The organism is Neisseria sp. Dent CA1/247 (genome assembly GCF_022870825.1).
In the GTDB taxonomy this organism is placed as follows: domain Bacteria; phylum Pseudomonadota; class Gammaproteobacteria; order Burkholderiales; family Neisseriaceae; genus Neisseria; species Neisseria zoodegmatis.
Genome location: NZ_CP091522.1, coordinates 245,702 through 266,808 on the forward strand (window position 1 = coordinate 245,702; position 21,107 = coordinate 266,808).

Sequence of the window (21,107 nt, forward strand, 5' to 3'; positions counted from 1 at the left end):
GGCAGAAAAGGAAAACATTATGCAACAAGAAGTTACTTTGGAATTGGGCAAAGCGGGGCCGGAAACTTTTCAACAAGCAGGTGCGGTAATAGATAACCGCACCGCCGGCGAAATCGCGGGATTTCTTGATTTGAAATGGAAACATTCCGCCTTGGGTAATGTAACCATCAAGCACGGCGGCCACAGCTTAACTATTCCGCATACTTTTACCGCAATGGGTACAGTATGGCCTAAACCCGCAGGCGAGGGAGTGGCCAGTATCGACTTAAACAGCGGCATCAGCGCAGATGAACTTATCCGTCACCGCGAAGCCTATGATTTATGGGTAAAGCTGATGGAGCAGATTCAAAACAGTGGATGGCAGCCGTTTATTGAATTATCCCAGCCAAGGCTGTCGGGTAAAGATGCACTCAGGGGCGGGGCGTACATCAAGATTAAAGACGGCAATATCGAGCTGGGCTGTCCGAAGATGGTGTGGGTGAAGTGTGCGGGGTTTCAGGTGATGGGGCCGAAGGAAATGGCCGTTCCTTTGGAGGCTTTTCCGCTTGGCTATCCGCATGGTAAAAGATTTATGTTTATTGACGATAAAACAGGTAAATATCTTGACAATATTGATTTTTATGTGGAATCGGATACGCAAAATCTAACAGGAAGCAGCAATAAGAAGAAAGCTGAAAAATTTCATACTATGAAATCTGAAGAAATTGAAATCAGTATTTATCCGCAAACCAAAATTGATATTGAGTAATCAAGGAAAAAGGCATGGCAGAAAAAACCAAATTTATAGAAGTCTATACACAAGATGTTGCGCCTAGAAAAGAAGGAGAGGCCGTTATTGTCAAGATTGAGTGCAACCCCATGCTTGTGTGCAAGGCAAAAGTAAGCACACCCAACCGCTACGGCGGATTCCCCAAACAAGATATTCCGCTGAACCGTTTCAAACTGAGAGATATTGCCACGGTGATGAGGAATCATGGCTGGCATATGGGCGCGAAAGCGCAGGATGCTTGGTTTGAGGGGGATTATTATGAGTTCACCAAAGAGCAAAAGGAAGAAAATTCAGAAATTCTGAAAGACCCCGAAGCCATGAAAAAAGGCGTGGTGCAACAGGATTTCGTAACATGGGAATGGCTGGATAAATCGCCTTTGATTATGGAAAAGTTCCGTGAGCTGGTGAGAAAATCTATCTATAAAGATATTGCAAAAGCCATATTAAAGAGAAAAATTGAAGACAGTTGGCGTAAGATTCCCAAAGATAATTTTTACAAGCAGGCTGCTGAAAACATCTTGAAATACCATACTGAATGGCAGTTCCAGCATATTAAAATTGGAGATTCCATTTCGGAAAAACCTATCAGACATACTTCAATCGAAGACTGGTTTGTCGCATTCGGCTCATTTAGTCTATGTGCCGCACCATACCAAATTATCCTGACACATAAACAGGGTAATCTGTACCGAGCCAAGATTCCCACGATTGCCGTTTATGCCAAAGACACCTACGATTATGTCGGCGAGCAGTTTTTGGGATTTTGGAATGCCAAAGGGGTCAGAATCTTTGCCGACGGCGTATTGGACAATCTGCAGGCCGCAAGAGGGAAAGAATTGAATTCGCTTAAAGTAACCACACCATTTTTGGACGGAGACAATATCCATACCGATTTGTTCCTGCCGGTGAACAACAGCGACTTCAGAAGATGGCGGGAAACGACCAATCAGGGCAAACCGAAAGAGCAATGGAAAGGCAGGGATATGCTGCTGTTTTCCAAAATCCTGCCCGTCCCGACACCAGATTTTGAAATCGAGGTGGAGATTAACAAATGAAAAAAACGTTTTTGATACTGATCGGATTGTCTGTGTTGCTGGCTTTATCGGGCTTTTTAATTTATTTTTATTATGACGAACATAGGGTTAGCCTGACTAAAAAACCTATTGACATGGATTTGGAATGTCGGGGAGCTTCCAGAGATGAAGAAAAAGACTGGATTAAAGGGGGAAAACCATACCAACTGTTAATTTGCAGGGAAAAAGAGAAAAAAAACAGTTATGTATTCGTGTTGGAAAATCCACTAACCAAGGAGCAGTATAAGGCAGTCAAAGTTAGAGGGGAGCTTCAAATCAGTAAGACTTACTATGGTATTGCAGCAGTTGAGATTTTATTTTATTTATTTGATAAAGATGATTCTTTTCAAATTATATGCTTTCCTTACCCCACCTATCCCACCTTTGAAGAGTGGAAACCGTTTGCAAGAAAACATGAAGGCGGGACGGATAAAGAACTTAAAGAAAAATATGAATTCATTCTTGCTAGGGATTTGAAGTGCAGAAACGACCGAATTTGACAATAGGCCGTCTGAGAGTTTTCAGACGGCCTTCTTTTGATACATATAGGGCGGTTCAATACGGTGGGTTTACGGCTTCTTGTAGTTATAGGAGGTGTAATAACCGTAGCCGTTGGGCGCGTCGCTCTTCATGGCATTGAGGATGGTGCCGTGTACTTCGACATTGCTTTGTTGCAGACGGTTGACGCTGAGGTCAAGCTCGTGGGCGGACGTTCTGTCGTATCTGGTTACCATCAGCGTAATGCCTGCCTGCTGTCCGACAATGTTGGCATCGGTTACCGATAAAACGGGCGGTGTGTCGATAATCACATAGTCGTAGCGTTGGCGGGCGCGGCTGAGCAGGGTATTCAGACGGCCGTCAAGCAAAAGTTCGGACGGGTTTTCGGGCAGGGCGCCGTGGCTGATAAAGCTCAGGTTCGGCACGGAAGTCTCTTGCACGGCTTGGCCGGGGGAGAGCTTGCCTTCGAGAATGTCCGACAGGCCGTTTTCAGGGTCGGCATCGAAATATTCGTCGAGGTAGCCTTTGCGCATATCGCCGTCTATCAGCAGGATTTTTTTACCCGACTGCGCCATGATGGCGGCGAGGTTGGCGGCGATGAACGATTTGCCTGAGCCGGGAGCGGGGCTGGTCAGCATCAGCAGATTGTTTTTGGCGTCGTTCATCGAGAAATAAATATTGGTACGTAAGGCACGCAAGGCTTCGATGGCGGCGTCGGTCGGTGCTTCGGTGCTGAGCAGATAGCCGGGGCGGCTGCCGGAAGACAGGCCTTTTTTGAGTTTGCTGCCCAGCGTGTCGCGTTTCTGTTGTGCTCTGGAGAAGGGGATGATGGCGGCAACATCCAAGCCGAGCGTTTCGATGTCTTCGGGTTTGCTCAAACCGTGACGCATCACGGAACGCAATAGATACCACGCAGCGGTCAATACGCCGGCGCTGATGGCGGAAAGCAGGGTAATCACGGTTTTGCGCGGTGCGACGGGTTCTTCCGGCTTGTCGGCATAATCGACAATCCATACGTTACCTTGCGCACTGGCTTTCATAATATTCAGCTCTTGCTGCTTGGTCAGCAATTGCGTGTAGGTGTTTTGGTTGGTTTCTACATCGCGGGTGAGGCGGATCACTTCCTGCTGGGTGTTGGGTAAGTCGGCAATTTGCTGGTTGATTTTTCTTTTGGCTTTTTCCAACACGGCCAGTTTGTCGAGTACGGCTTTATAGTTGGGGTGTTCGGGGGTGTAGAGTTCCGCTAAGCCGGCTTCTTCGGTGCGCAGGTTGGTAATCTGGGTTTCGATGTTGATCAGGCTTTCCAAGGCGCCTTTGGATTCGACGGGAATGTCGAGCGAGCCGCTTTTTTTGCGGTATTCGTTCAATTTGTTTTCCGCTTCCTGCAAAGTGGCTTGCAGGCGCGGCAACTCTTCGGAGATAAAGGCCAAACCGCTGGCGGCCACCTGAACGTCGCGGTTGATGTTTTGGTTGACGTAGTTGTCGGCAATGCTGTTCAGAATGGTGGTGATTTTTTCCGGTTCGGTGCCTTTGTATGCCAAGTTGATGATGGGGCTGGTTTTGCCTTTGCTGGATACGGTCAGGTTTTCTTTAATCTGTTCAATGGCGTTGAGGCGTGAATGCTTGGTCAGGGTAAAACGCTGACCGGGTTCGGACAAAATCTGGTTGATTTGCAAAACGGTTTGCCCGTTGATTTTGAGTGCTTGTCCGACTTTGCCTTCCATCATGCGGCCGTTGGGCAGCTCTACCGAATAGAGTTTTTTGCTCTTGGCGGTTACGGTGAAAGGTTGGTTGCGCCATTCGTCTGCGACGGTAAAGGTATGGACTTTCAGCTCCGGTTCGGCGCTGTTGCTGAGGTTGTGTACCAAGTGCCCGAATACGGGCAGGTATTTCGGGGCGACGGTAAGGTCGAGCTGGAGGTCGTCAACGGTTTTGCCCAGCACCAGTCTGGATTGCAGCAGTTCCAACTCCGCCTCGGAAGTGGGTGAATCCGCCTGATGCAGCATATTGTTGATTTCGGTGAGAATCTGGTTTTGCTTGGTTTCGACTTCCAGCATGGCATCGGCACGGTATTCGGGTGTTACCGACAAACTGTAAAGTGCACCCAAGAGCCCGCCCGCCACCACGGCGATGGCAATCGGGTATTTGTAGTTGAGCAGATTGCGCAGCTGTAAGCCTACGTCGATTTCACCGCTGCTGTTTTTTTGTTGGGGGTGTGGCAGGTATGGTGTTGGCATTGTCGGGATTTCCTTCTCATTCTTTTACCGGGAACGGCTTACGGTTTGACGGTGAGTTTATAAGCCCATTGTTCGGCGGCCTCTTCGAGTTTTCGGTAAACCGTTTCAAAAAATTCCTCGGTTTGCATGTAGGGGTCGGGTATGCTTTTTTGCGGCAGCCATTGGGCAAACAGCATGGTTTTGCTTCGGGCGGAGGGCAGTACGTCGGCAACCATGTCGATATGCTGAGGCTCCATTACCAGTATCAAATCGGCTTCCTCGCACAGTGCGGGGGTAAGCTGGCGTGCGGTATGCCCGGCGATAATGAGGCCGTGCCGCAACGCCGTGCGTATGGCTTGCAGGTCGGCATCTTTGCCCGCCATGGCTCTCAATCCTGCCGAGGATATGTGCAGGTGGGGCATTTTTTCCTGCAACAGCCGCTCTGCGGTGGGCGAGCGGCAGATGTTGCCGATACAAACAATCAAAATCTTTTGAAACATTCTCTCGTCGCTTCGGTAAGTCTATGCCGGCATTACTTGAAAGAGCTGTTCAAAGAGGTAATGTTGGAAATGGAGTTGGTTACTTGGGAAACAACGCGGTTCCAACGCGATACCGGTGCGGCGGTTACGTAAACGACATCGTCGGCGCGCAGTTTGAAGCGGTTGGCCAATGCGTAGGCAGACGCGTCTTTCAGGTTAAGTTGGTAAACGTGTATCGGTTTGGATCGGTCTTCGGGTACGTTGCGGATCACGAATACACCCGATGCGTTTGCGGTTACTTGGTTCATGCCGCCTGCGTCACCCAGTGCCTGTGTGAGGGTGAGGCCGTAGCTGCCCATACGCAGGGAGGTTTGTTTGCCGACTTCGCCCATTACGTGCACTTTGCTGTTGTCGGTGGTGGGTACATATACGATGTCGCCGCCGCTCAAGAGCAGGTTTTGCGACAAGTCGCCGCGTTGGCGGATGTCTTGCAGCGAGATGGTGCGTTCTACGCCGTTTTTCGTCCATCTGATGTTGTTGGTGTCGGCGTTTTCGGCCGCGCCGCCCGCTTGGTCGATCACGTCAACCAAGGTAAGGGGGATATTGGTAATCGGAAATTGTCCGGGTTTGCCGACTGCGCCGGACACGGAAACGCGCTGCGAACGGAATTCGGTTACGGTTAACGTAACCTGCGGGTTTTTGATGTAGCGTTTCAGACGGCCTGTGATGATGTTTTGCAGCTCGGGCAGAGTTTTGCCGCGGGCGTAGATTTTGCCTGCCAGCGGATAGGCGAGATAACCGGCTTCATCCACCCACACGCCGTTGCTCACTTGTTTGCTTTCGGCCGACATGCCGGACGAAGAGGGGGAATTCAGGTCGGGATGGTGCCACACCATCACGTTCAATACGTCGCCGCTGCCGACTCGGTAGCGGTAGGCGGATTTTTGGCGTTCGAGGGCGGGGTTGCTTAATGCGCCTCGGGGATGTTCCTGCATGCGTTCGATCAAGCCCATTGTGATGGGGTAGATGTTGATGCGGCTGTCTAAAACGGTGTTTTGTTTGCTTTCGTTGTCTTCGTAAACCACGGTTTTGTTGCGCGTGGGCAGGCCGGAGCCGGGTACGACGGTACAGCCGGCGGTAAAAGCCAGCAGGGACAAGCTGATTGCAGTGAGTTTGGTCTTCACGGTTTTATCCTTTAAGGGTGTTGCGGCAGGCCGTCTGAAAAAATACGGGGTTTCAGACGGCCTGTCGGTTTTGCAGCCATACCAAATCGCAGACGTCGTCTTTGGGGGCAAAACCGGTTGGAGCTTCCAGTAAGAGTTGTCTTAAGGCCATTTGGTTCATTTCGCGGCATGCTGTATCCATGCGGCTAAGTATGTCGGATAAAGCGTCCCACGGCAGCATGACTTCGTTGGCGGTCATAATTCGGGGATGTGTGGTCTTTTGCACGTCATCGCCTATCAACAATTCTTCATATAGTTTTTCACCCGGGCGCAGGCCGGTAACTTTGATTTCGATGTCGCCGTCGGGGTGTTCTGCGTCTTTCACTTCCAAACCGCTCAGGCGGATCATTTGTTTGGCCAGGTCGATAATCCGCACCGATTCGCCCATGTCGAGCACGAATACGTCGCCGCCTTTGCCCATCGCACCGGCTTGGATCACCAGTTGGGCGGCTTCGGGGATGGTCATAAAGTAGCGGGTAATGTCTTGGTGGGTCAGGGTAATCGGCCCGCCTGCCTCAATCTGTTTCTCAAACACGGGAACCACGGAGCCGGACGAGCCGAGCACGTTGCCGAAGCGCACCATGCAGAAACGGGTTTGTTGGCCGGCTTCGGCGGCCATTGCCTGAAGGCAGAGTTCGGCCATACGTTTGCTGGCGCCCATAGTGTTGGTGGGGCGCACGGCTTTGTCGGTGGAAATCAGTACGAAAGTTTCCACACCCGCATCTACCGCGGCCTGTGCGCAGAAGAGCGTGCCGTACACATTGTTGCGCACGCCTTCGATGGTGTTGAACTCAACCATCGGCACATGTTTGTAGGCAGCGGCGTGGTAAACGGTTTGCACGCCGTAGGCTTCCATGATGCTGAACAGGCGCTTGCGGTGTTGAACCGAACCCAGCAGCGGCACAACTTCGATATCCAAGTTTGAGGCCGTCTGAAATTCGCGCAGCTCTTTATCGATGCTGTACAGCGAAAATTCCGACAATTCAAACAGCAAAAGTTTGGCCGGGCGGTAGCGGATAATCTGGCGGCACAACTCCGAACCGATAGAACCGCCCGCGCCCGTTACCAACACCACTTTATTGGAAATGTCGGCGCTCATCAGCTCGGGGCGGGGCGCAACGGGGTCGCGGCCGAGCAGGTCGATAACCGACACTTTTTTCAGCGAGCTGATGCTGATTTTGCCGTCCACCAAATCTTTCATGCCCGGAATCGCCAGCACTTCGCACGAAAAGCTTTTTAAGCGTTCCACAATCAGCTTGCGTTCTTCTTTCGAAGCACTCGGAATCGCCAGCAGGATTTTCTCCACGCCGTAGCGTTTGATCAGGTCTTCCAATTCAGACGGCCTGTACACGGGCAGATCGTAAATGGTGGTACGTTGGATGGCGGGATTGTCGTCCACAAAGGCCACGGCATTGTATTCGTTGACCTGTTTGATGGCTTCCAAGAGTTGGCGCCCGGATTGGCCGGCGCCGTAGATAATCACCGGCGCCATCTGCTTGCGGTGGCGGCGGTCGGAAAGAATCGATTTAAGAATGATGCGCGAGCTGGTCACCAGCACCACCAGCATCAGGAAATACACCACCGGCAGCGCCAGCCGCAGACGTTGCTCGAATACCCACACACTGATCAGGAAAATCAGCGCGGAAACCATGCAGCCGAATACCGCCGTACTGAGGATGCGCGTACTCACATAGCGGGTTACGGCACGGTAAAGCCCCATTTTCACAAACAGCATCGTTGTGAACAGTGCAGTGGCGGCAAACGCCAGCCAGTTGGCCATGCTGCTCCATTCGGCGTGGTAGCTGGCTTTCAGGCTTTGCGCAAACCAAAAAGACACGAAAATTACCAATAAGTCATGAATGATGAAGCACGCTTTTTTTACGTTGCGCGGCAACGACAGTAAGGTTTCCAAATTCATAATCGTTTATCCGGTGTTGTTATTTATTGTTGTTGTGGGCGGTTTTGTACAGCATATTCAGACGGCCTCAAAACCAGAAAGGCCGTCTGAAAAGGCAGGATTTATGCCGTAGCCTCTGCCATCACTTCTCCGATGTGGCGGCAGCAGAAGTCCATCTCTTCCGACGTGATGGTCGGATGCACCAAGAACATCAGGCCGGTGCCGCCCAGTTCCACCGCGTTTTTCAAACGCTCTTTCGGCCGCCACGGGGTGTTGTCGAAGGCTTTTTCCAAATACACTTCCGAACAGCTGCCTTGATAGCACGGCACTTTGCGCACGGCCAATTCTTCGACGATGCGGTCGCGGCTCCAGCCTTCTTTCAGGTTTTCGGGTTTGACGAACGCATAGAATTTGTATTGCGCGTGTTCGATATAGTCGGGAATGTTTACCAGACGGATGCTGCCGAAGTTTTTTAAGACGGCCTCCAGCCGCGCGGCGTTGGCTTGGCGTTTGGCCGTCCATTCCGGCATACGTTTGAGCTGGATGCGCCCGATAACGGCCTGTATCTCCGTCATGCGCCAGTTGGTGCCGAAACTTTCGTGCAGCCAGCGGAAACCGGGCGGGTGTTGGCGGTTGTACACGGCATCGTAGCTTTTGCCGTGGTCTTTGTACGACCACATTTTCGACCACAGCTCTTTATCGTTGGTAGTTACCATGCCGCCTTCGCCGCCGGTGGTCATGATTTTGTCTTGGCAGAACGACCATGCTCCGATATGGCCGATGGAGCCGACCGGTTTGCCTTTGTATTTCGCCCCGTGCGCTTGGGCGCAATCTTCGATGACCCACAGTTTATGCTTGTCGGCCAAGTCCATAATAGCGTCCATTTCGGCGGGCATACCGGCCAAATGCACCACGATAACGGCTTTGGTATTCGGAGTTAAGGCCGTCTGAATGGTTTCGGCGGAAATGTTTTGGCTGTTTAAATCCACGTCGGCAAACACGGGGTTGGCACCGGCGGTCACGATGGAGGAGGCGGAAGCCAAAAACGTGCGCGAGGTCACAATCACATCATCGCCCGCGCCGATACCCATGGCTTTCAAGGCAACGTCCAAAGCGAGCGTACCGTTGCCGAGCGCGACGGCATATTGCGTGCCGACAAAGGCGGCAAATTCTTTTTCAAATTCACGGCATTCCGTGCCCGTCCAATAATTGACTTTGTTGGACAGCAATACGCGGGATACGGCATCGGCTTCTTCTTGGGTGAATGAAGGCCACGGGGCAATAGAAGTATTAAGCATCGGCTTGTCCTGCAAAAAGGCTGGTGGAATCTTTGGGGGCGACGGCTTCTAAAATCCGGCGGTTGACCAGAGTGAATTTTTTGCCGTCGATTTCAATATACGCATCGTCGTAAGGGGGAACCAAAACGCGGGCTGCGTATTTTTTAATTTATCAATCTTATTGGATGTGTGTTTTGTGATGCCGGTTGGAGCCGGTTTTATTGTTCGAGTAATTGGGGCAGTTCTTCGATTCCGTTTAGCCACACTTGCGGCTGGTAATTCGTATCAAAATGCTTTTCTTGATGTCGGTGTATGTTGTTTTGTTTGGGAAGAATGCCTATGGTCAGCCAGCCTAATTTGTTGGGCGTAACGAAATCTTTGGCAATGTTGTCTCCCACATAAATATATTGTTTGTTGGGATATTGCTGCTGTATGTGTGTCAGGCGCTTATCATCGGGTTTCTCTGAATTAAATGCTTCTGAAATTAAAATTTCATCAAAACAGTCTAAAAGTCCCAGCGCATGCAGTTTCAAGCGCTGGGTAAGGCTCCGGCCGTCTGAAAGCAATATCCCGGCATGAAATGGTTTCAGCATATCTTTTAAGTTCTCAGACGGCATAAATGGCGTTAAGTTCGGTGTGTGTGTTCGATATAGCCATAATAAAGAGTGTTTTTCCGATTCATTGAAGCGGCATAAGCTGCAAATTTGGTCGAGCCAGCTATTGCCCGTTGTATCCAGCTGCGCCATGAGATTGTCTTCCCTGTGTTCGGGGTAAAGCAGGGAGATGTGCTTACACACGGCGCGTATGCCGGATAGTTTATAGTCGTATTCTGGATAAAGCGTATCGTCTAAATCTAAGACCAAAATGCTTTCCGAAGGCTTGATGTTGTGTCTATTCATGTACCAATACTTTCGCATCGTAACGCAGCATGATTAAGTTATTTTCCCATTGGTCGAAAAACGGGATGTCTTTTCCATAGAGATATTCGCTGATCAGCCAACCGGGATAATGGCCGCCCGCCGCATAAGTCAACGGAAAGCCGCCGCCGAAACGGGGGTTGATTTCGATGCCGTAAACGGTGTCGTCTTTACAGAAAAACTGGGCGGTGATACAGCCGCGCGCGCCTTCCAATACCGGCATTTTTTCCAGCATCAGCGAATACAGGTTATTTTTGCGGGTGGCACCTTTACTGACTTCGCCGGAGCGTACTTCAAGGCGTTCGCGCGGTACGGCACATTTCAGACGGCCTGCGCGGTCGTAATACAAATCAACGGTAAACTCGGTAAATTCGTTGGTAATGTCGATGTAGCGGCAGAAAATGATTTTGGGGTCGCTCAGCAGGTCGTACGACAAATCTTCGGCCGAGTGGATATATTTCGCACCTATGCTGCGGCTGCCGTCGTAAGGCTTGGCAAAGCAGGGGAAGGTCAGATCTTCGCGCTCGTAAATTTCCGGCGAGTCGATGCCGTGGCGGTTGAACAATCCGGCCGTGAAGCGTTTGTCGCGGCAGATGGTAATCAGCTCGGGGTCGGAAATGATGATGTGGATTCCGGCTTGCTCGAAGCGGTCGCGGGCGTCTGCCAGTTTTTGCAGCTCGGTGTCGATGGTCGGGATAATCAGCCCTACACTGTTTTTTTCTGCTATTGCGAAAACCGCATCAATGTATTCGTCGGCTGCAATCGGCGGTACGCTGAATGCGCCGTCAGACACTTGGCAGGCGGCAGACATGACCGGATTCAAATCGGTTGTGAATACTTGGATGCCGTCTGAAAAACGTGCGGCTTCGGTTTTGAAATCCTGAACCAATTCCACACGGCGGCCGGCCGACAGAATGAGAATGTTTTTATTTGTTTTCATTGTCTTGTTTCCCTTGGGTAGGATCGTTTCCGGTATTTCCGGTAAAACTAGACATGGTAACGTCTTCGCCTGCGTTAATGCCTTCTCGCACAAATACTTTTTTCACGGTAAGCAGCAGGATTTTGATATCCAACCAAAAGCTTTGGTTATCGACATACCAAACGTCATGGGCGAATTTTTCGTCCCAAGAAATGGCATTGCGCCCGTTGACCTGCGCCCAGCCGGTGATGCCCGGTTTGACTTCGTGGCGGCGGTATTGGAAATCATTGTACAGCGGCAGGTATTTCATCAGCAAAGGGCGTGGGCCGACCAAACTCATGTCTCCTTTTAAGACATTCCAAAGCTCAGGTAATTCATCCAAGCTCGAAGCACGCAGTTTTTTGCCGAAAGGTGTCAGCCTTTCGCTGTCGGGCAGCGGCTTGCCTTCTGCATCGACGGCATCGCGCATGGAGCGGAATTTGATCATCTCGAAAGGTTTGCCGTCTTTGCCGGGGCGGGTTTGGGTAAAAAAGACGGGAGAGCCGAGATTCTTGCGGATTAAATACGCAAGAATCAGCAGCACCGGCGATAATACCAACAGGCCGGCCGCCGAGGCAAAGATGTCAAACAGGCGTTTTATGACTTTATTCATGGCCGAAGCTCTCAATCAGGTTGACGATTTTACGGTAGGAGATATCGCGCTTGAAGCGGCGCACGATTTCTTCGCTGTTCACCGGATCATCTTTGTGTGTGAGTATGTGGCGGGCGGCCGAAATAAAGCTGTTTACGTCGCCGGAGCGGTAGTTCGCATGGGGCAGCAAGGTTAAAATTTCATCGATTTCGCTGCTGACTTGGCTGTTGAGTATCGGCTTTTCCAAAGCCATATAGTCTGAGAGTTTGTTGGTTACCGACTGCATGGCGTAAGAATGAATCGGATTGATGGCGACATCGCATCCTTTGGCTACCGACATCATTTCGGCATAAGGAATGTAGCCGTAAAATTTGATGGATTCGGATTCATATTGTTTGAGTTTGTCTAAGTCGGGACCGCCGCCCATGATATGCAGTTCCACATTTTCACCGGCTTCTACCAAGCGCTGTATGCCTTTGCATACGGTTTCCATGTCGTAGCTGTAACTGAGAGTGCCTAAATAGAAGAAACGGGTTTTGTCGCCTTCAAAATGTTTGGGTTGCGCGCTGCCGAGCTTGTCGTAATCTGCGCCGATATACACCACTTCGCCGGGTACGTTTGGGTTGGCTTCTTTGGCGCGGTCGAGATAGCTTTGCGATACGGCGACCAAACCGTTGGCATAGGCATAGGCGGCATTGGCGCGTGAGGCAAAAGGCAGCAGGTTGTGCGGAATTTTTTTCAGCGTGGGAATCACGGCGGAAAAGGCTTCCGGCCATACGTCTTGTACGTCGATAATCAATTTATAGCCTAGACGTGCTTTGTGTTTGCCCAGCAGAATGTTGGTGGCAATCAGAGGATAGGCGGAATACATCACATCCCATTCTCCGGGACGGCAGTGCTCCAGCCATTGCTCAAAGTCTTTAACCAAAACGTGATGGCTTTGAACGCGGGCGAGGGAAACGTTTTTGGTGTAGCCGCTCTCCCGCAGGAGCTTGACTTTCAGACGGCCTTGAGAAGACTCTTCTGCCATTTCAGGCCGTCTGAAAGATTTGTTCATATGTTTGAAGTTGCTGGTCAGCAGCAGCACATCGTGCGACTGCGACAACAATACGGCCAAATACCAAAAACGGTTGAAGTTGGGTTCCCCCGGCAGCGAGCAGTAAGGTGCGACAATGGCGATTTTCATGACGGCTCCCCGTGTTTAGAGATTATAGGCGGCGATGGTGGTGCGGTAGATTTCTTCGTCTGAACACAAGGCGGTTACTCTGTCGTGAAGAGCTTTACCCATTTTGCTGCGTAATGCGGCATCGTTGACCAATGTTTCCACTGCGGCGATAAACCGCTCTTGGTTTTCAGTGGGAACGCAGTAGCCGGTTTCGCCGTCCACCACCATTTCCGAAATACCCGCCCCATCGTAGGTCACAACCGGAGTTTCGTACAAACCGGCTTCTAAGATATTGTTACCTACGCCGGCACCGTGGTCGCCGATGAGTATCGGTGTGTTGAGCAGAATATCGACTTCTTGGAAGTAAGCAGGCAAATCGCGCACGCCGCCGAGAAAACTGACTTTGTCGGCAATGCCCAATGCTTGGGCTTGGGCTTTGAGGCTGTCGGTTTCTTCGCCGATACCGGCTATTGATAAACGAACAGGCAGGCCGCGGTCGATTAATGCTTTAGTGATGTCGAGCACCAAATGAACGGCACGTGTTTTGCTCAAGCGCGATAAAGTGCCCAGCATCACATAATCTTTAGGCTTTTTGTCGAGAATAGTGCCGCGGACGGGCAGTGCATTGTAGGTATAGGCGATGCGCGAGGCAGGAAAGCCGTGACGGATCAACTTTTTGCGCTCATGCTTGCAGTTGCCGATGATATATATGCCGAGTTTGTCGAACAATTTGGCGATTTTCGGATAAGTTTCCGGATCCAGACCGCGGGCGTGATAGAACACTTTGGTTCTAGGTGAAGCCATTTTTGCGGCAACAGCGCAGGCAGGCACAATGCGCGCCATTTGGCAGTGAATCACGTCGGGCTGTTCTTGTTTCAGCATGCGGATGTAGGCTGCCATGCCTTTCAGATAACCTAATTTGCCGCTGTAAAAATCGATGTCGTACCACTTCATGCCGGCCGCTTGGGCATCTTTGACCAAAGGGCCGTCTGAAGACGCCAAAATAACGGTATGGCCGTGATCTAACAGCAGTTTACCCAAACGGAACGCAGCATGCTCCGTTCCGCCCAGTCCGCTCATTGAAGTGGTAATGATAATTTTCATGGCTCTAAATATATGTAGATAAATATTCCCTTAATCGATTTTCGACAGATTGAGGGTGTTAAAAATCTAACGGGCAGTGCAAATAAAATTAAAAATATCCAATCGGCAAAACCATTAGGCTTCAAAAGGCCGGAATAGGTTGGTCACAAACTGTCGCTTATGCTTTTTGTTGTGTTTAGTTTGTTGTTATCGGGTGCGTTGCAAGTGTTTTGACCATGAGGCCGTCTGAAAGGTTTGCGGCAATTTAACGCACAAGGCGTAGATGGCAATCAGGAAACAAGGCAGCCAAACGAAAGGAAGCCTTAATATCGAAGAAGGAATAAAACCGCCGATCAAAAACACCGCCATTGCGCTTAGGGCAAACACACGAAATCTAGAATCAAACCGTTGGGTAAAGGCGAAGGTGCCGATGTAGCCAGCCACATAGCAGACGAAACCGAGCAAGGAAACGATACCGAAGCCCAGATATAGCTCGACGATGAAGCTGTGCGGGTTTTCAAAGCCCAAGCTGCTGCTGAGATGGCCGCCGAAAAATTCGCCAAAGTTTTTCGGGCCGTAACCGGTAATGAGCAAAGGGAAGTTGTTTAAAAAATGATTGTAAATTTCTTGGCGGGAAGAGACGGAGTTGTCGCTCTCGAAATCATATAAAAACAGGTAAACGCGGCTGGAAAAGCGCTCTAAAAACTCATTGCTGTTTAATGACAGCAAGAAGTTTTGTATGGCTTCGGAAGGAATCATGGCAAACACCAAGTAAACTGCCACAACGGAAAGCAGCGTAGCCAAACCGTTTTTGCGGTACATCAGTGCCAGCAAAGTGAGCAATACATAGCAGGCGATGGCGGTGCGGGATACGCTGGCGAAAATAATGATGCCCAGCAGCAGATACAGGCCCCAACCTGCCAAAACCTGTTTGCGGTTTTCTGCTTCGAAATTGAAAAATATCAGCACCGCGGGAGCTAAGCACACGGCAGTAGTGGCCAAGTTATTGGGGTTGAAAAACAAGCCTTTTACTGCACCGGCTTCGATGGCCAGCTCTTCTGCGGCGGTTACAAACTGCATGCCTGCACCGATTTCGATAAAAGGTGGGATACAGATGAATGCGGAAAAAAATACGATTAAATTGCGGACAAACCGCAGCGGATGTTCCGTGCGCGAAATAATCAAATAAAGCAGGTAGAAAAAGCAGGGAATCGAGATGAAAAACATCAAATCGATAAATTGGGTCCCACTGATGGAAGAAATGCCAAAATGCAGGGCGCTCCATGCTGTCATGACCGTCAAACTGCCCAGCAGTAGGGCAATACGGGACGGGAAGCGTTTGCTTTCCAGCAGGGCGATTAGCAAAGTGAGGGCAATAAACAGTATCGTCAGGAAGTTGTCGATACGCTGTATGCCGAATTTATACGATAAAGAAGGGCCGATCATATAGGCGCCCAACATGCCGTAAACCAACAGGCTGTATAGATGGATATTTTTAACTTTCATACCTGTTATTCCGTTTGCGTGTGATTGAGAACGCGGCGGTATTGTTCAATAATTTGTCGGACAACGCTCTGTTCGCCGAATTCTTCAAGGCAACTCTTCCGCAAAGCTTCTGGATCGTAGCGGTGGCGGTTTTCATACAGAGAGACCAATGCTTCTGCTAAAGCTTCTTGATTTTCAGTCGGCACCAACAAGCCTTTTTCCGGCGTGATAAGTGCATTCGGGCCGCCGCAGCGGGTAGCGACCACCGGCAAACCTTGCGACAACGCTTCAATAAAGACTACGCCGAAGGTTTCATAGCGGCTAGCGAGTACAAAGGCATCGCTGCTGCGCATCAAATCCAGCACTTCTTCATTTTGCAGCTTGCCGAGAAACGTAACCGCATGGTCGATGCCCAGCTCTTCGGTCATTTTGTGCAGTTGTGCTTCAAATAAACCGCTGCCGCCGATTTTCAATTTCAGATTCGGGTGTTTTTTCAGTGCGTCTGCAAAAGCAGGCAATAAAATGTCAAAGCCCTTGCTGCGTTTTAAATTGGCTACGGAGCAGAAGGTAAAATCTTGGTTTTTTGGTTTGCCGTCTAAATGAAACGATTGAAAGAATTTCGCGGGCAGGATGTTGGGAATATATTGCCAATCCAATCCCGGATATTCTTTTTCCAGCAGACGGCAGAAATCGCGGCTCACGGCGATGCGGGCCGCGCATTGTTTCGCTGATTCCCGCATGCCTTTGCGCTGCCATTTGCGCGTACGGTTAAGGGCGAGGGCTGAGCTGTGTTCGGTCAGAACATAGGGGATGCCTGTGGTTTGATGGATTTTATGCGCCAAAATGCCGGCGTGATTCATACTGTGTGCGTGCAAGATGTCGGGGAGACCGTTTTCGCGCACATAACGGCGGAACAATCGCATCCCCGCGGTCAGCCACCGCAGGCGGTCAAGCCGGGTGTGGGGAAAGAAATACATGCTTTTGTGCAGATAAGTCGGAATACCTTCGTCGAGATGGTAGCGCTGGCCGTAGCCGCCGGTCACAATGGAAGCCGGTTCGCCGCGCAATGAGCGGAACACCGGCGCGATCACGCCCACTTTCAAACCGGCGCGCTGTAAAGCGTGCGCCTGTTGGCGGAAGAAAATGCCGTTGATATCGGTCGGTGACGAGGGATACCAAGATGGAATAATCAAAACATGCATTTTGTGTTGCCTTATTATTTAATCTTATCGAATGTAAGTAAGCGCAATACTGGAAATTTTTCGCTTCAAACCGCCGTGGTGCGTTTCAGACGGCCTTTAATCTGCGTGGCCGCCTGATGCAGCGCGGAACGGTGTTTCAGGTATAAAAACACCAATACCGCCAGCCAAAACAGGGCGAAGAAGTAGTAGTTGCTGCTGTTGCCGTAGTAGGTATAACTCAGGCAGGCAGCCAAGCATAAAAACGTGCTTCCGTATATTTTTGCGCGCGGCAGCGGCAGCCACAGACGTATGGACGCTTCGGATTTCAGCACCGAAAACACCCAAAACGATACGGCGGTCGACATTGCCGCACCGCGTGCGCCGAGCTGCGGCACCAGCCAAGAGAGCAAGCTCCAATTGCACAGCAGGGCAATGAGTGAAAACAAGGTAATCAGCCAAGTTTTCTTACTCACATTGATGCCGATGCCGGTTACTTCGGTTAAGGTGTAGAGCAGCGGAAACAACATGCTCGACAGCAGGATAAACTGCACAGGCGCGTATTTTTCCGGCAGTATCCAAGTTACCATCGGCGAGCAGATGCCTACGATGCAGATCAGCGCGGCAATCAAATCGGTCATGGATTCGGTGATGCCGTCGATTTTATCCAAATGGATATTTTCTTTGACCCATTTAAACACCATCGGTGCCCAAATAACCGAAAAAATATTCTGAAAGATTAAAGCAATCGCGCCAAAACTGACTGCCATCGAGTAAATACCCAGTTCTGACAGCCCGCCCAACGATTTGAGCAAAAAGCGGTCTATCGACGTGAAGCCCCAATAGGCCAAGCCGCCCAAAGCCAGCGGTATGCCGTAATGCAGGCTGTCTTTGAGCAGCGGTGCCGACAGCTTCGTGCGGGCGGCGGCTTTCAATTCGCTACGGGTCTGCAAGGTCAGTACCGCTACGGTCAGCACTTGTGCCACTACATAAGCCAGCACAAGGGTTAAGGTGTCTTTGGGTAATCCTGCCGCTACATAAACCACTACCAACAGCAAAATCAGCACTTTAGGTGTCAATTGGCTGAAAGAGAAGGCAAACGAACGCTCTTTCATCCGCAAAATCAAGGCGAAATAGCGTGACAAAACAGACGCGCCGAAAAAAGCCAAACACAACAGTCCGAGTGTGCCGCTGTCGAGGTCAAACACTTTTTCAGACGGCCACGACGGCTGCCATAAAGCAATCCCCATAACAAACAGCACAGTCAGTATTACCGGCAGCGTAATCACTGCTTTAAACAGCTCTGCTTTGTTTTCCGCGGCATGGTATTCGCGGATGTACGACTGATCCAAGCCCAAGCCCATCAACGTAAGCGTGAGTGCGGATACGGTTTGCAGCAGCACGATACGGCCGATGTCTTCGGCGGAAAAATACCACGAAATCAGCGGCAGCGAGATGATGCCGATGGCAGCGCTGCCGACGGGGCCGAGTGCATAGCCTAATATTTTTGTTATGTTCATACCGATATGTTTTCAGACGGCCTCCCTCAAAGCGGAGAGGCCGTCTGAAAAAAAGACAATCAAACGGCGGCTTTCAAAGCGTCTGCAATTTGTTTTATTTGTGCCTGCGTCATATACGGGTGCATCGGCAGGCTCATGACTTCCTGTGCCACCAAATCACCCACCGGCAGCACGGCATCGTTGGCGACGGCGGGTTGTTTGTTCAGCGGAATCGGGTAATGCACGGCGGTGGGAATGCCCGCTTCTTTCAAGGCCGTCTGAACGGCATCGCGGTTTTTCACGCGGATGGTGTATTGGGCATAGGCGCTGCGGTTGTGCGCTTCGATAAACGGCACGGCAATGCCCGCATCTTGCAGGGCTTCGGCATACATGGCGGCAACTTGCTGGCGCAACTGCATTTCTTCTTCAAAAATCGCCAGTTTGGGCAGCAGGATGGCGGCTTGCAGCGTGTCCAAGCGGCTGTTTACGCCGACGCGGATGTGGTGGTAGCGGCGGTCTTGGCCGTGGCGGGCAATCTGGCGGATAACGGTCGCCAGCGTTTCGTCGTTGGTAAAAATCGCTCCGCCGTCGCCGTAGCAGCCCAGAGGTTTGCTGGGGAAAAAGCTGGTACAGGCGATGGTGGTTAAGTTGCAGGATTTTCTGCCTTTGTAGGTAGCACCGAAACTTTGGGCGGCATCTTCAATTACCGGCAGATTGTGTTTGGCGGCGATGGCGTTAATCGCGTCGTAGTCGGCGCATTGGCCGTAGAGCGATACGGGAATGATGGCTTTGGTTTTGTCGGTAATGGCCGCTTCGATTTTGGCAGGGTCGATATTGTAGGTGGTTTCGTCGATATCGACATACACGGGTTTGGCGCCGAGCAGGGCCACGGTTTCGGCGGTGGCGATGTAGGTAAAGCCGGGGGTAATCACTTCGTCGCCGGCCTGCACGCCCAAAGCCATCAGCGCGATTTGCAGCGCGTCGGTACCGTTGGCGCAGGTGATGCAGTATTGTGCGCCGCAATAGGCTTTGAGCTGTTCTTCCAATTCGGCGACTTCGGGGCCGAGGATATAGCCGCCGTGTGCCAGCACTTTTTGGATGTTGGCATCGATTTGGTCTTTGATTCGGGCTTGTTGGGCGGCGAGGTCGATAAATTGCATGATGGTTTCCTTAATATTATTCTGATTTGGTTAAGAGGCCGTCTGAAAGCGTATAAACGGCTCCGGTGTGGGAACAGCTTGCTTTGCCGCTGCCGTGCACGGGCAGGTCGAGCTGTTCGCCGTATTCGCTCATCCAGCCGATTTGGCGGGCGGGTACGCCGACCATCAGGGCGTAGTCGGGCACGTCTTTGTTTACCACCGCTCCTGCGCCCACAAAGGCGAATTTGCCGATGGTTATGCCGCATACGATGGTGCAGTTTGCGCCCAAAGTCGCGCCTTTTTTAACCAGTGTGTCGCGGTATTCGCTTTTGCGCTCGATCAGCGAACGCGGGTTGTAGACGTTGGTAAACACCATGCTGGGGCCGCAGAATACGCCGTCTTCGAGATAAACGTTGTCGTACACGGAAACGTTGTTTTGGATTTTGCAGTTGTCGCCGATTTTTACTTTGTTGCCGACAAACACGTTCTGGCCGAACGAGCAGTTTTTGCCGATTTCGGCACCGCCGCAGATATGCGCGAAATGCCAAATGCGGCTGCCTGCGCCGATTTTCGCGCCGTCGTCGACAATGGCGCTGGGGTGTACGGTGTAGTCGGTCATTTCAATAGCTCCTGTAAGGCGGCTTCGCCCTGAATCTGTGCCGTCGTCCATTTGCCGCCGTAGATGTGCAGCACGTTGCCGACGCGTTCGAACGCCCATTCGCGGGTGGCATCGCTGGGGTTGGCGGCACTTTTCAACAAAGGACGCACGCCGGAAAAGCTGCCGCTGATGTCTTCTGCCGTGAGCTTTTCGCTGTGATAGGCATTGTAGGCGGCCAGCAGGTAATCGGTTTCTTCTTCAGACGGCCTCTCCGCTTCGGGGTGGTCTTGGCGGACTTCGGTGGTGCCGATTAAGGTTTTGCCCTGATAAGGCAGCACGAAGAAAATCCGTTTTTCCTGCGGAATCGGCAGCATCAAAGCCTGCGTGCGTTTGCGGTCGATAAAGATATGGCTGCCGCGCACCCAGTCGATGGTATAGGCGGGAGAACCGCCTTGCTGTCGGCGCAACTCCATCGCCCACGGGCCGGTGGCATTGACGATGCGTTCGAAACCGGCGAGGCTGTCGAAAGTTTCGATTTTGTGGTGTTCGACCACTTCCACGCCCAAATCACGGCATTGGCCGACCACCCATTGCCCAAGCGCGAAATCGTCCATTTGGGCATCGTAAAAGGAAAACGCACCTTTGAGGCCGTCTGAAAGCAGGGCGGGGCAGCGGTTCAGCACTTCTGTTTTACTCAGCCACGAGCTGCGGGGGAAGCCGCTGCCGGAGGCCAGTAGATCATACAGTTTGGTGCCGATGCCGATTTGCCATTTCGGGCGGCCGCGGCCTTTATAAATCGGAAACAACAATTCCAGCGGGCGGCACAATTCGGGTGCGCGTTCCAACCAGAAACGGCGGGCGAGCAGAGCCTTTTTCACTAAAGAAAACTGCCCGGTTTCGAGATAACGCAGACCACCGTGTAACAACTTGGATGATGACCGGCTGGTGTGTGCCATTGCCGTATCCTGTTCAAACAGGGTAACGTCGTGGCCTTGTTTTGCCGCTGCCCAAGCGGTACACGCACCAATGATGCCTGCGCCTGCTATGGCGATTTTCATTTT

Annotated in this window: 19 protein-coding genes and 1 pseudogene; 3 read left to right on the forward strand and 17 right to left on the reverse strand. The window is 51.3% G+C overall.

Annotation, left to right across the window (positions count from 1 at the left end; genetic code table 11):
- Positions 1-19: 19 nt before the first annotated feature.
- Genes LVJ85_RS01070 through LVJ85_RS01080 form a run of 3 tightly spaced genes read left to right on the forward strand, consistent with a single transcriptional unit; the run spans position 20 to position 2,342 of the window.
- A complete protein-coding gene (locus LVJ85_RS01070) occupies positions 20-748 on the forward strand; it encodes a DUF2345 domain-containing protein (protein ID WP_244740711.1) in 729 nt (242 codons plus the stop codon).
- A gap of 14 nt (positions 749-762) precedes the next feature.
- Complete coding sequence (locus tag LVJ85_RS01075; protein ID WP_244740714.1) at positions 763-1,824, forward strand: DUF6402 family protein; 1,062 nt, start codon at positions 763-765, stop codon at positions 1,822-1,824.
- Positions 1,821-2,342, forward strand: coding sequence for a hypothetical protein (locus tag LVJ85_RS01080; RefSeq protein ID WP_244740716.1), 522 nt, complete (start codon positions 1,821-1,823; stop codon positions 2,340-2,342). The genes LVJ85_RS01075 and LVJ85_RS01080 overlap by 4 nt, the downstream gene beginning before the upstream one ends.
- A gap of 69 nt (positions 2,343-2,411) precedes the next feature.
- On the opposite strand, the gene LVJ85_RS01085 is transcribed toward LVJ85_RS01080, so the two are convergent.
- From LVJ85_RS01085 to LVJ85_RS01165, 17 genes and pseudogenes are all read right to left on the reverse strand, one after another.
- Positions 2,412-4,577 (reverse strand): polysaccharide biosynthesis tyrosine autokinase, encoded by a 2,166-nt coding sequence (locus LVJ85_RS01085; RefSeq protein ID WP_244740718.1) that lies wholly within the window; start codon positions 4,575-4,577, stop codon positions 2,412-2,414.
- Positions 4,578-4,615: 38 nt separating this feature from the next.
- On the reverse strand, positions 4,616-5,056 hold the full coding sequence (locus tag LVJ85_RS01090; protein WP_244740720.1) for a low molecular weight phosphotyrosine protein phosphatase: 441 nt from the start codon (positions 5,054-5,056) through the stop codon (positions 4,616-4,618).
- A gap of 32 nt (positions 5,057-5,088) precedes the next feature.
- Complete coding sequence (locus LVJ85_RS01095) at positions 5,089-6,219, reverse strand: polysaccharide export protein (RefSeq protein ID WP_244740722.1); 1,131 nt, start codon at positions 6,217-6,219, stop codon at positions 5,089-5,091.
- 52 nt (positions 6,220-6,271) lie between these two features.
- Positions 6,272-8,176 carry a nucleoside-diphosphate sugar epimerase/dehydratase gene (locus LVJ85_RS01100; protein WP_244740724.1) on the reverse strand — a complete coding sequence of 635 codons (1,905 nt, stop codon included), beginning with the start codon at positions 8,174-8,176 and terminating at the stop codon, positions 6,272-6,274.
- A gap of 101 nt (positions 8,177-8,277) precedes the next feature.
- A complete protein-coding gene (locus tag LVJ85_RS01105) occupies positions 8,278-9,453 on the reverse strand; it encodes a DegT/DnrJ/EryC1/StrS aminotransferase family protein (RefSeq protein WP_244740726.1) in 1,176 nt (391 codons plus the stop codon).
- A pseudogene (locus tag LVJ85_RS01110) lies at positions 9,446-9,571 on the reverse strand (formyl transferase); the annotation flags it as partial. The pseudogene LVJ85_RS01110 and the gene LVJ85_RS01105, both read right to left, overlap by 8 nt.
- Before the next feature lie 79 nt (positions 9,572-9,650).
- A complete protein-coding gene (locus LVJ85_RS01115) occupies positions 9,651-10,331 on the reverse strand; it encodes an HAD family hydrolase (protein WP_244740728.1) in 681 nt (226 codons plus the stop codon).
- Entirely contained in the window at positions 10,324-11,289 is a 966-nt protein-coding gene (locus tag LVJ85_RS01120) for an ATP-grasp domain-containing protein (protein WP_085364171.1), read from the reverse strand. The genes LVJ85_RS01115 and LVJ85_RS01120 overlap by 8 nt, the downstream gene beginning before the upstream one ends.
- Positions 11,276-11,920, reverse strand: a complete 645-nt coding sequence (locus LVJ85_RS01125; RefSeq protein WP_244740730.1) for a sugar transferase — start codon at positions 11,918-11,920, stop codon at positions 11,276-11,278. Before LVJ85_RS01125 ends, LVJ85_RS01120 begins: the two co-directional genes overlap by 14 nt.
- Positions 11,913-13,085 (reverse strand): glycosyltransferase, encoded by a 1,173-nt coding sequence (locus LVJ85_RS01130; protein ID WP_244740732.1) that lies wholly within the window; start codon positions 13,083-13,085, stop codon positions 11,913-11,915. Before LVJ85_RS01130 ends, LVJ85_RS01125 begins: the two co-directional genes overlap by 8 nt.
- A gap of 15 nt (positions 13,086-13,100) precedes the next feature.
- Complete coding sequence (locus tag LVJ85_RS01135) at positions 13,101-14,168, reverse strand: glycosyltransferase family 4 protein (protein WP_244740734.1); 1,068 nt, start codon at positions 14,166-14,168, stop codon at positions 13,101-13,103.
- Positions 14,169-14,354: 186 nt separating this feature from the next.
- Positions 14,355-15,653, reverse strand: coding sequence for an O-antigen ligase (locus LVJ85_RS01140; RefSeq protein WP_244740736.1), 1,299 nt, complete (start codon positions 15,651-15,653; stop codon positions 14,355-14,357).
- A gap of 5 nt (positions 15,654-15,658) precedes the next feature.
- Positions 15,659-16,834 (reverse strand): glycosyltransferase, encoded by a 1,176-nt coding sequence (locus tag LVJ85_RS01145; RefSeq protein ID WP_244740739.1) that lies wholly within the window; start codon positions 16,832-16,834, stop codon positions 15,659-15,661.
- A gap of 65 nt (positions 16,835-16,899) precedes the next feature.
- Positions 16,900-18,330, reverse strand: a complete 1,431-nt coding sequence (locus tag LVJ85_RS01150) for a lipopolysaccharide biosynthesis protein (RefSeq protein WP_244740742.1) — start codon at positions 18,328-18,330, stop codon at positions 16,900-16,902.
- A 59-nt stretch (positions 18,331-18,389) separates the two neighbouring features.
- Positions 18,390-19,469, reverse strand: coding sequence for a DegT/DnrJ/EryC1/StrS aminotransferase family protein (locus LVJ85_RS01155; protein WP_304653904.1), 1,080 nt, complete (start codon positions 19,467-19,469; stop codon positions 18,390-18,392).
- Between the two features lie 16 nt (positions 19,470-19,485).
- Positions 19,486-20,067: an acyltransferase gene (locus tag LVJ85_RS01160; protein ID WP_085391120.1), complete on the reverse strand. Its 582-nt coding sequence runs from the start codon at positions 20,065-20,067 to the stop codon at positions 19,486-19,488.
- Positions 20,064-21,104 (reverse strand): glycerol-3-phosphate dehydrogenase/oxidase, encoded by a 1,041-nt coding sequence (locus tag LVJ85_RS01165; RefSeq protein ID WP_244740745.1) that lies wholly within the window; start codon positions 21,102-21,104, stop codon positions 20,064-20,066. The genes LVJ85_RS01160 and LVJ85_RS01165 overlap by 4 nt, the downstream gene beginning before the upstream one ends.
- Between the last annotated feature and the right edge of the window lie 3 nt (positions 21,105-21,107).

Coding starts and splice junctions, on each gene's coding strand:
- LVJ85_RS01070 (WP_244740711.1), top strand. CDS start 20: ATGCAACAAGAAGTTACTTTGGAATTGGGCAAAGCGGGGCCGGAAACT.
- LVJ85_RS01075 (WP_244740714.1), top strand. CDS start 763: ATGGCAGAAAAAACCAAATTTATAGAAGTCTATACACAAGATGTTGCG.
- LVJ85_RS01080 (WP_244740716.1), top strand. CDS start 1,821: ATGAAAAAAACGTTTTTGATACTGATCGGATTGTCTGTGTTGCTGGCT.
- LVJ85_RS01085 (WP_244740718.1), bottom strand. CDS start 4,577: ATGCCAACACCATACCTGCCACACCCCCAACAAAAAAACAGCAGCGGT.
- LVJ85_RS01090 (WP_244740720.1), bottom strand. CDS start 5,056: ATGTTTCAAAAGATTTTGATTGTTTGTATCGGCAACATCTGCCGCTCG.
- LVJ85_RS01100 (WP_244740724.1), bottom strand. CDS start 8,176: ATGAATTTGGAAACCTTACTGTCGTTGCCGCGCAACGTAAAAAAAGCG.
- LVJ85_RS01105 (WP_244740726.1), bottom strand. CDS start 9,453: ATGCTTAATACTTCTATTGCCCCGTGGCCTTCATTCACCCAAGAAGAA.
- LVJ85_RS01115 (WP_244740728.1), bottom strand. CDS start 10,331: ATGAATAGACACAACATCAAGCCTTCGGAAAGCATTTTGGTCTTAGAT.
- LVJ85_RS01120 (WP_085364171.1), bottom strand. CDS start 11,289: ATGAAAACAAATAAAAACATTCTCATTCTGTCGGCCGGCCGCCGTGTG.
- LVJ85_RS01125 (WP_244740730.1), bottom strand. CDS start 11,920: ATGAATAAAGTCATAAAACGCCTGTTTGACATCTTTGCCTCGGCGGCC.
- LVJ85_RS01130 (WP_244740732.1), bottom strand. CDS start 13,085: ATGAAAATCGCCATTGTCGCACCTTACTGCTCGCTGCCGGGGGAACCC.
- LVJ85_RS01135 (WP_244740734.1), bottom strand. CDS start 14,168: ATGAAAATTATCATTACCACTTCAATGAGCGGACTGGGCGGAACGGAG.
- LVJ85_RS01140 (WP_244740736.1), bottom strand. CDS start 15,653: ATGAAAGTTAAAAATATCCATCTATACAGCCTGTTGGTTTACGGCATG.
- LVJ85_RS01145 (WP_244740739.1), bottom strand. CDS start 16,834: ATGCATGTTTTGATTATTCCATCTTGGTATCCCTCGTCACCGACCGAT.
- LVJ85_RS01150 (WP_244740742.1), bottom strand. CDS start 18,330: ATGAACATAACAAAAATATTAGGCTATGCACTCGGCCCCGTCGGCAGC.
- LVJ85_RS01155 (WP_304653904.1), bottom strand. CDS start 19,469: ATGCAATTTATCGACCTCGCCGCCCAACAAGCCCGAATCAAAGACCAA.
- LVJ85_RS01160 (WP_085391120.1), bottom strand. CDS start 20,067: ATGACCGACTACACCGTACACCCCAGCGCCATTGTCGACGACGGCGCG.
- LVJ85_RS01165 (WP_244740745.1), bottom strand. CDS start 21,104: ATGAAAATCGCCATAGCAGGCGCAGGCATCATTGGTGCGTGTACCGCT.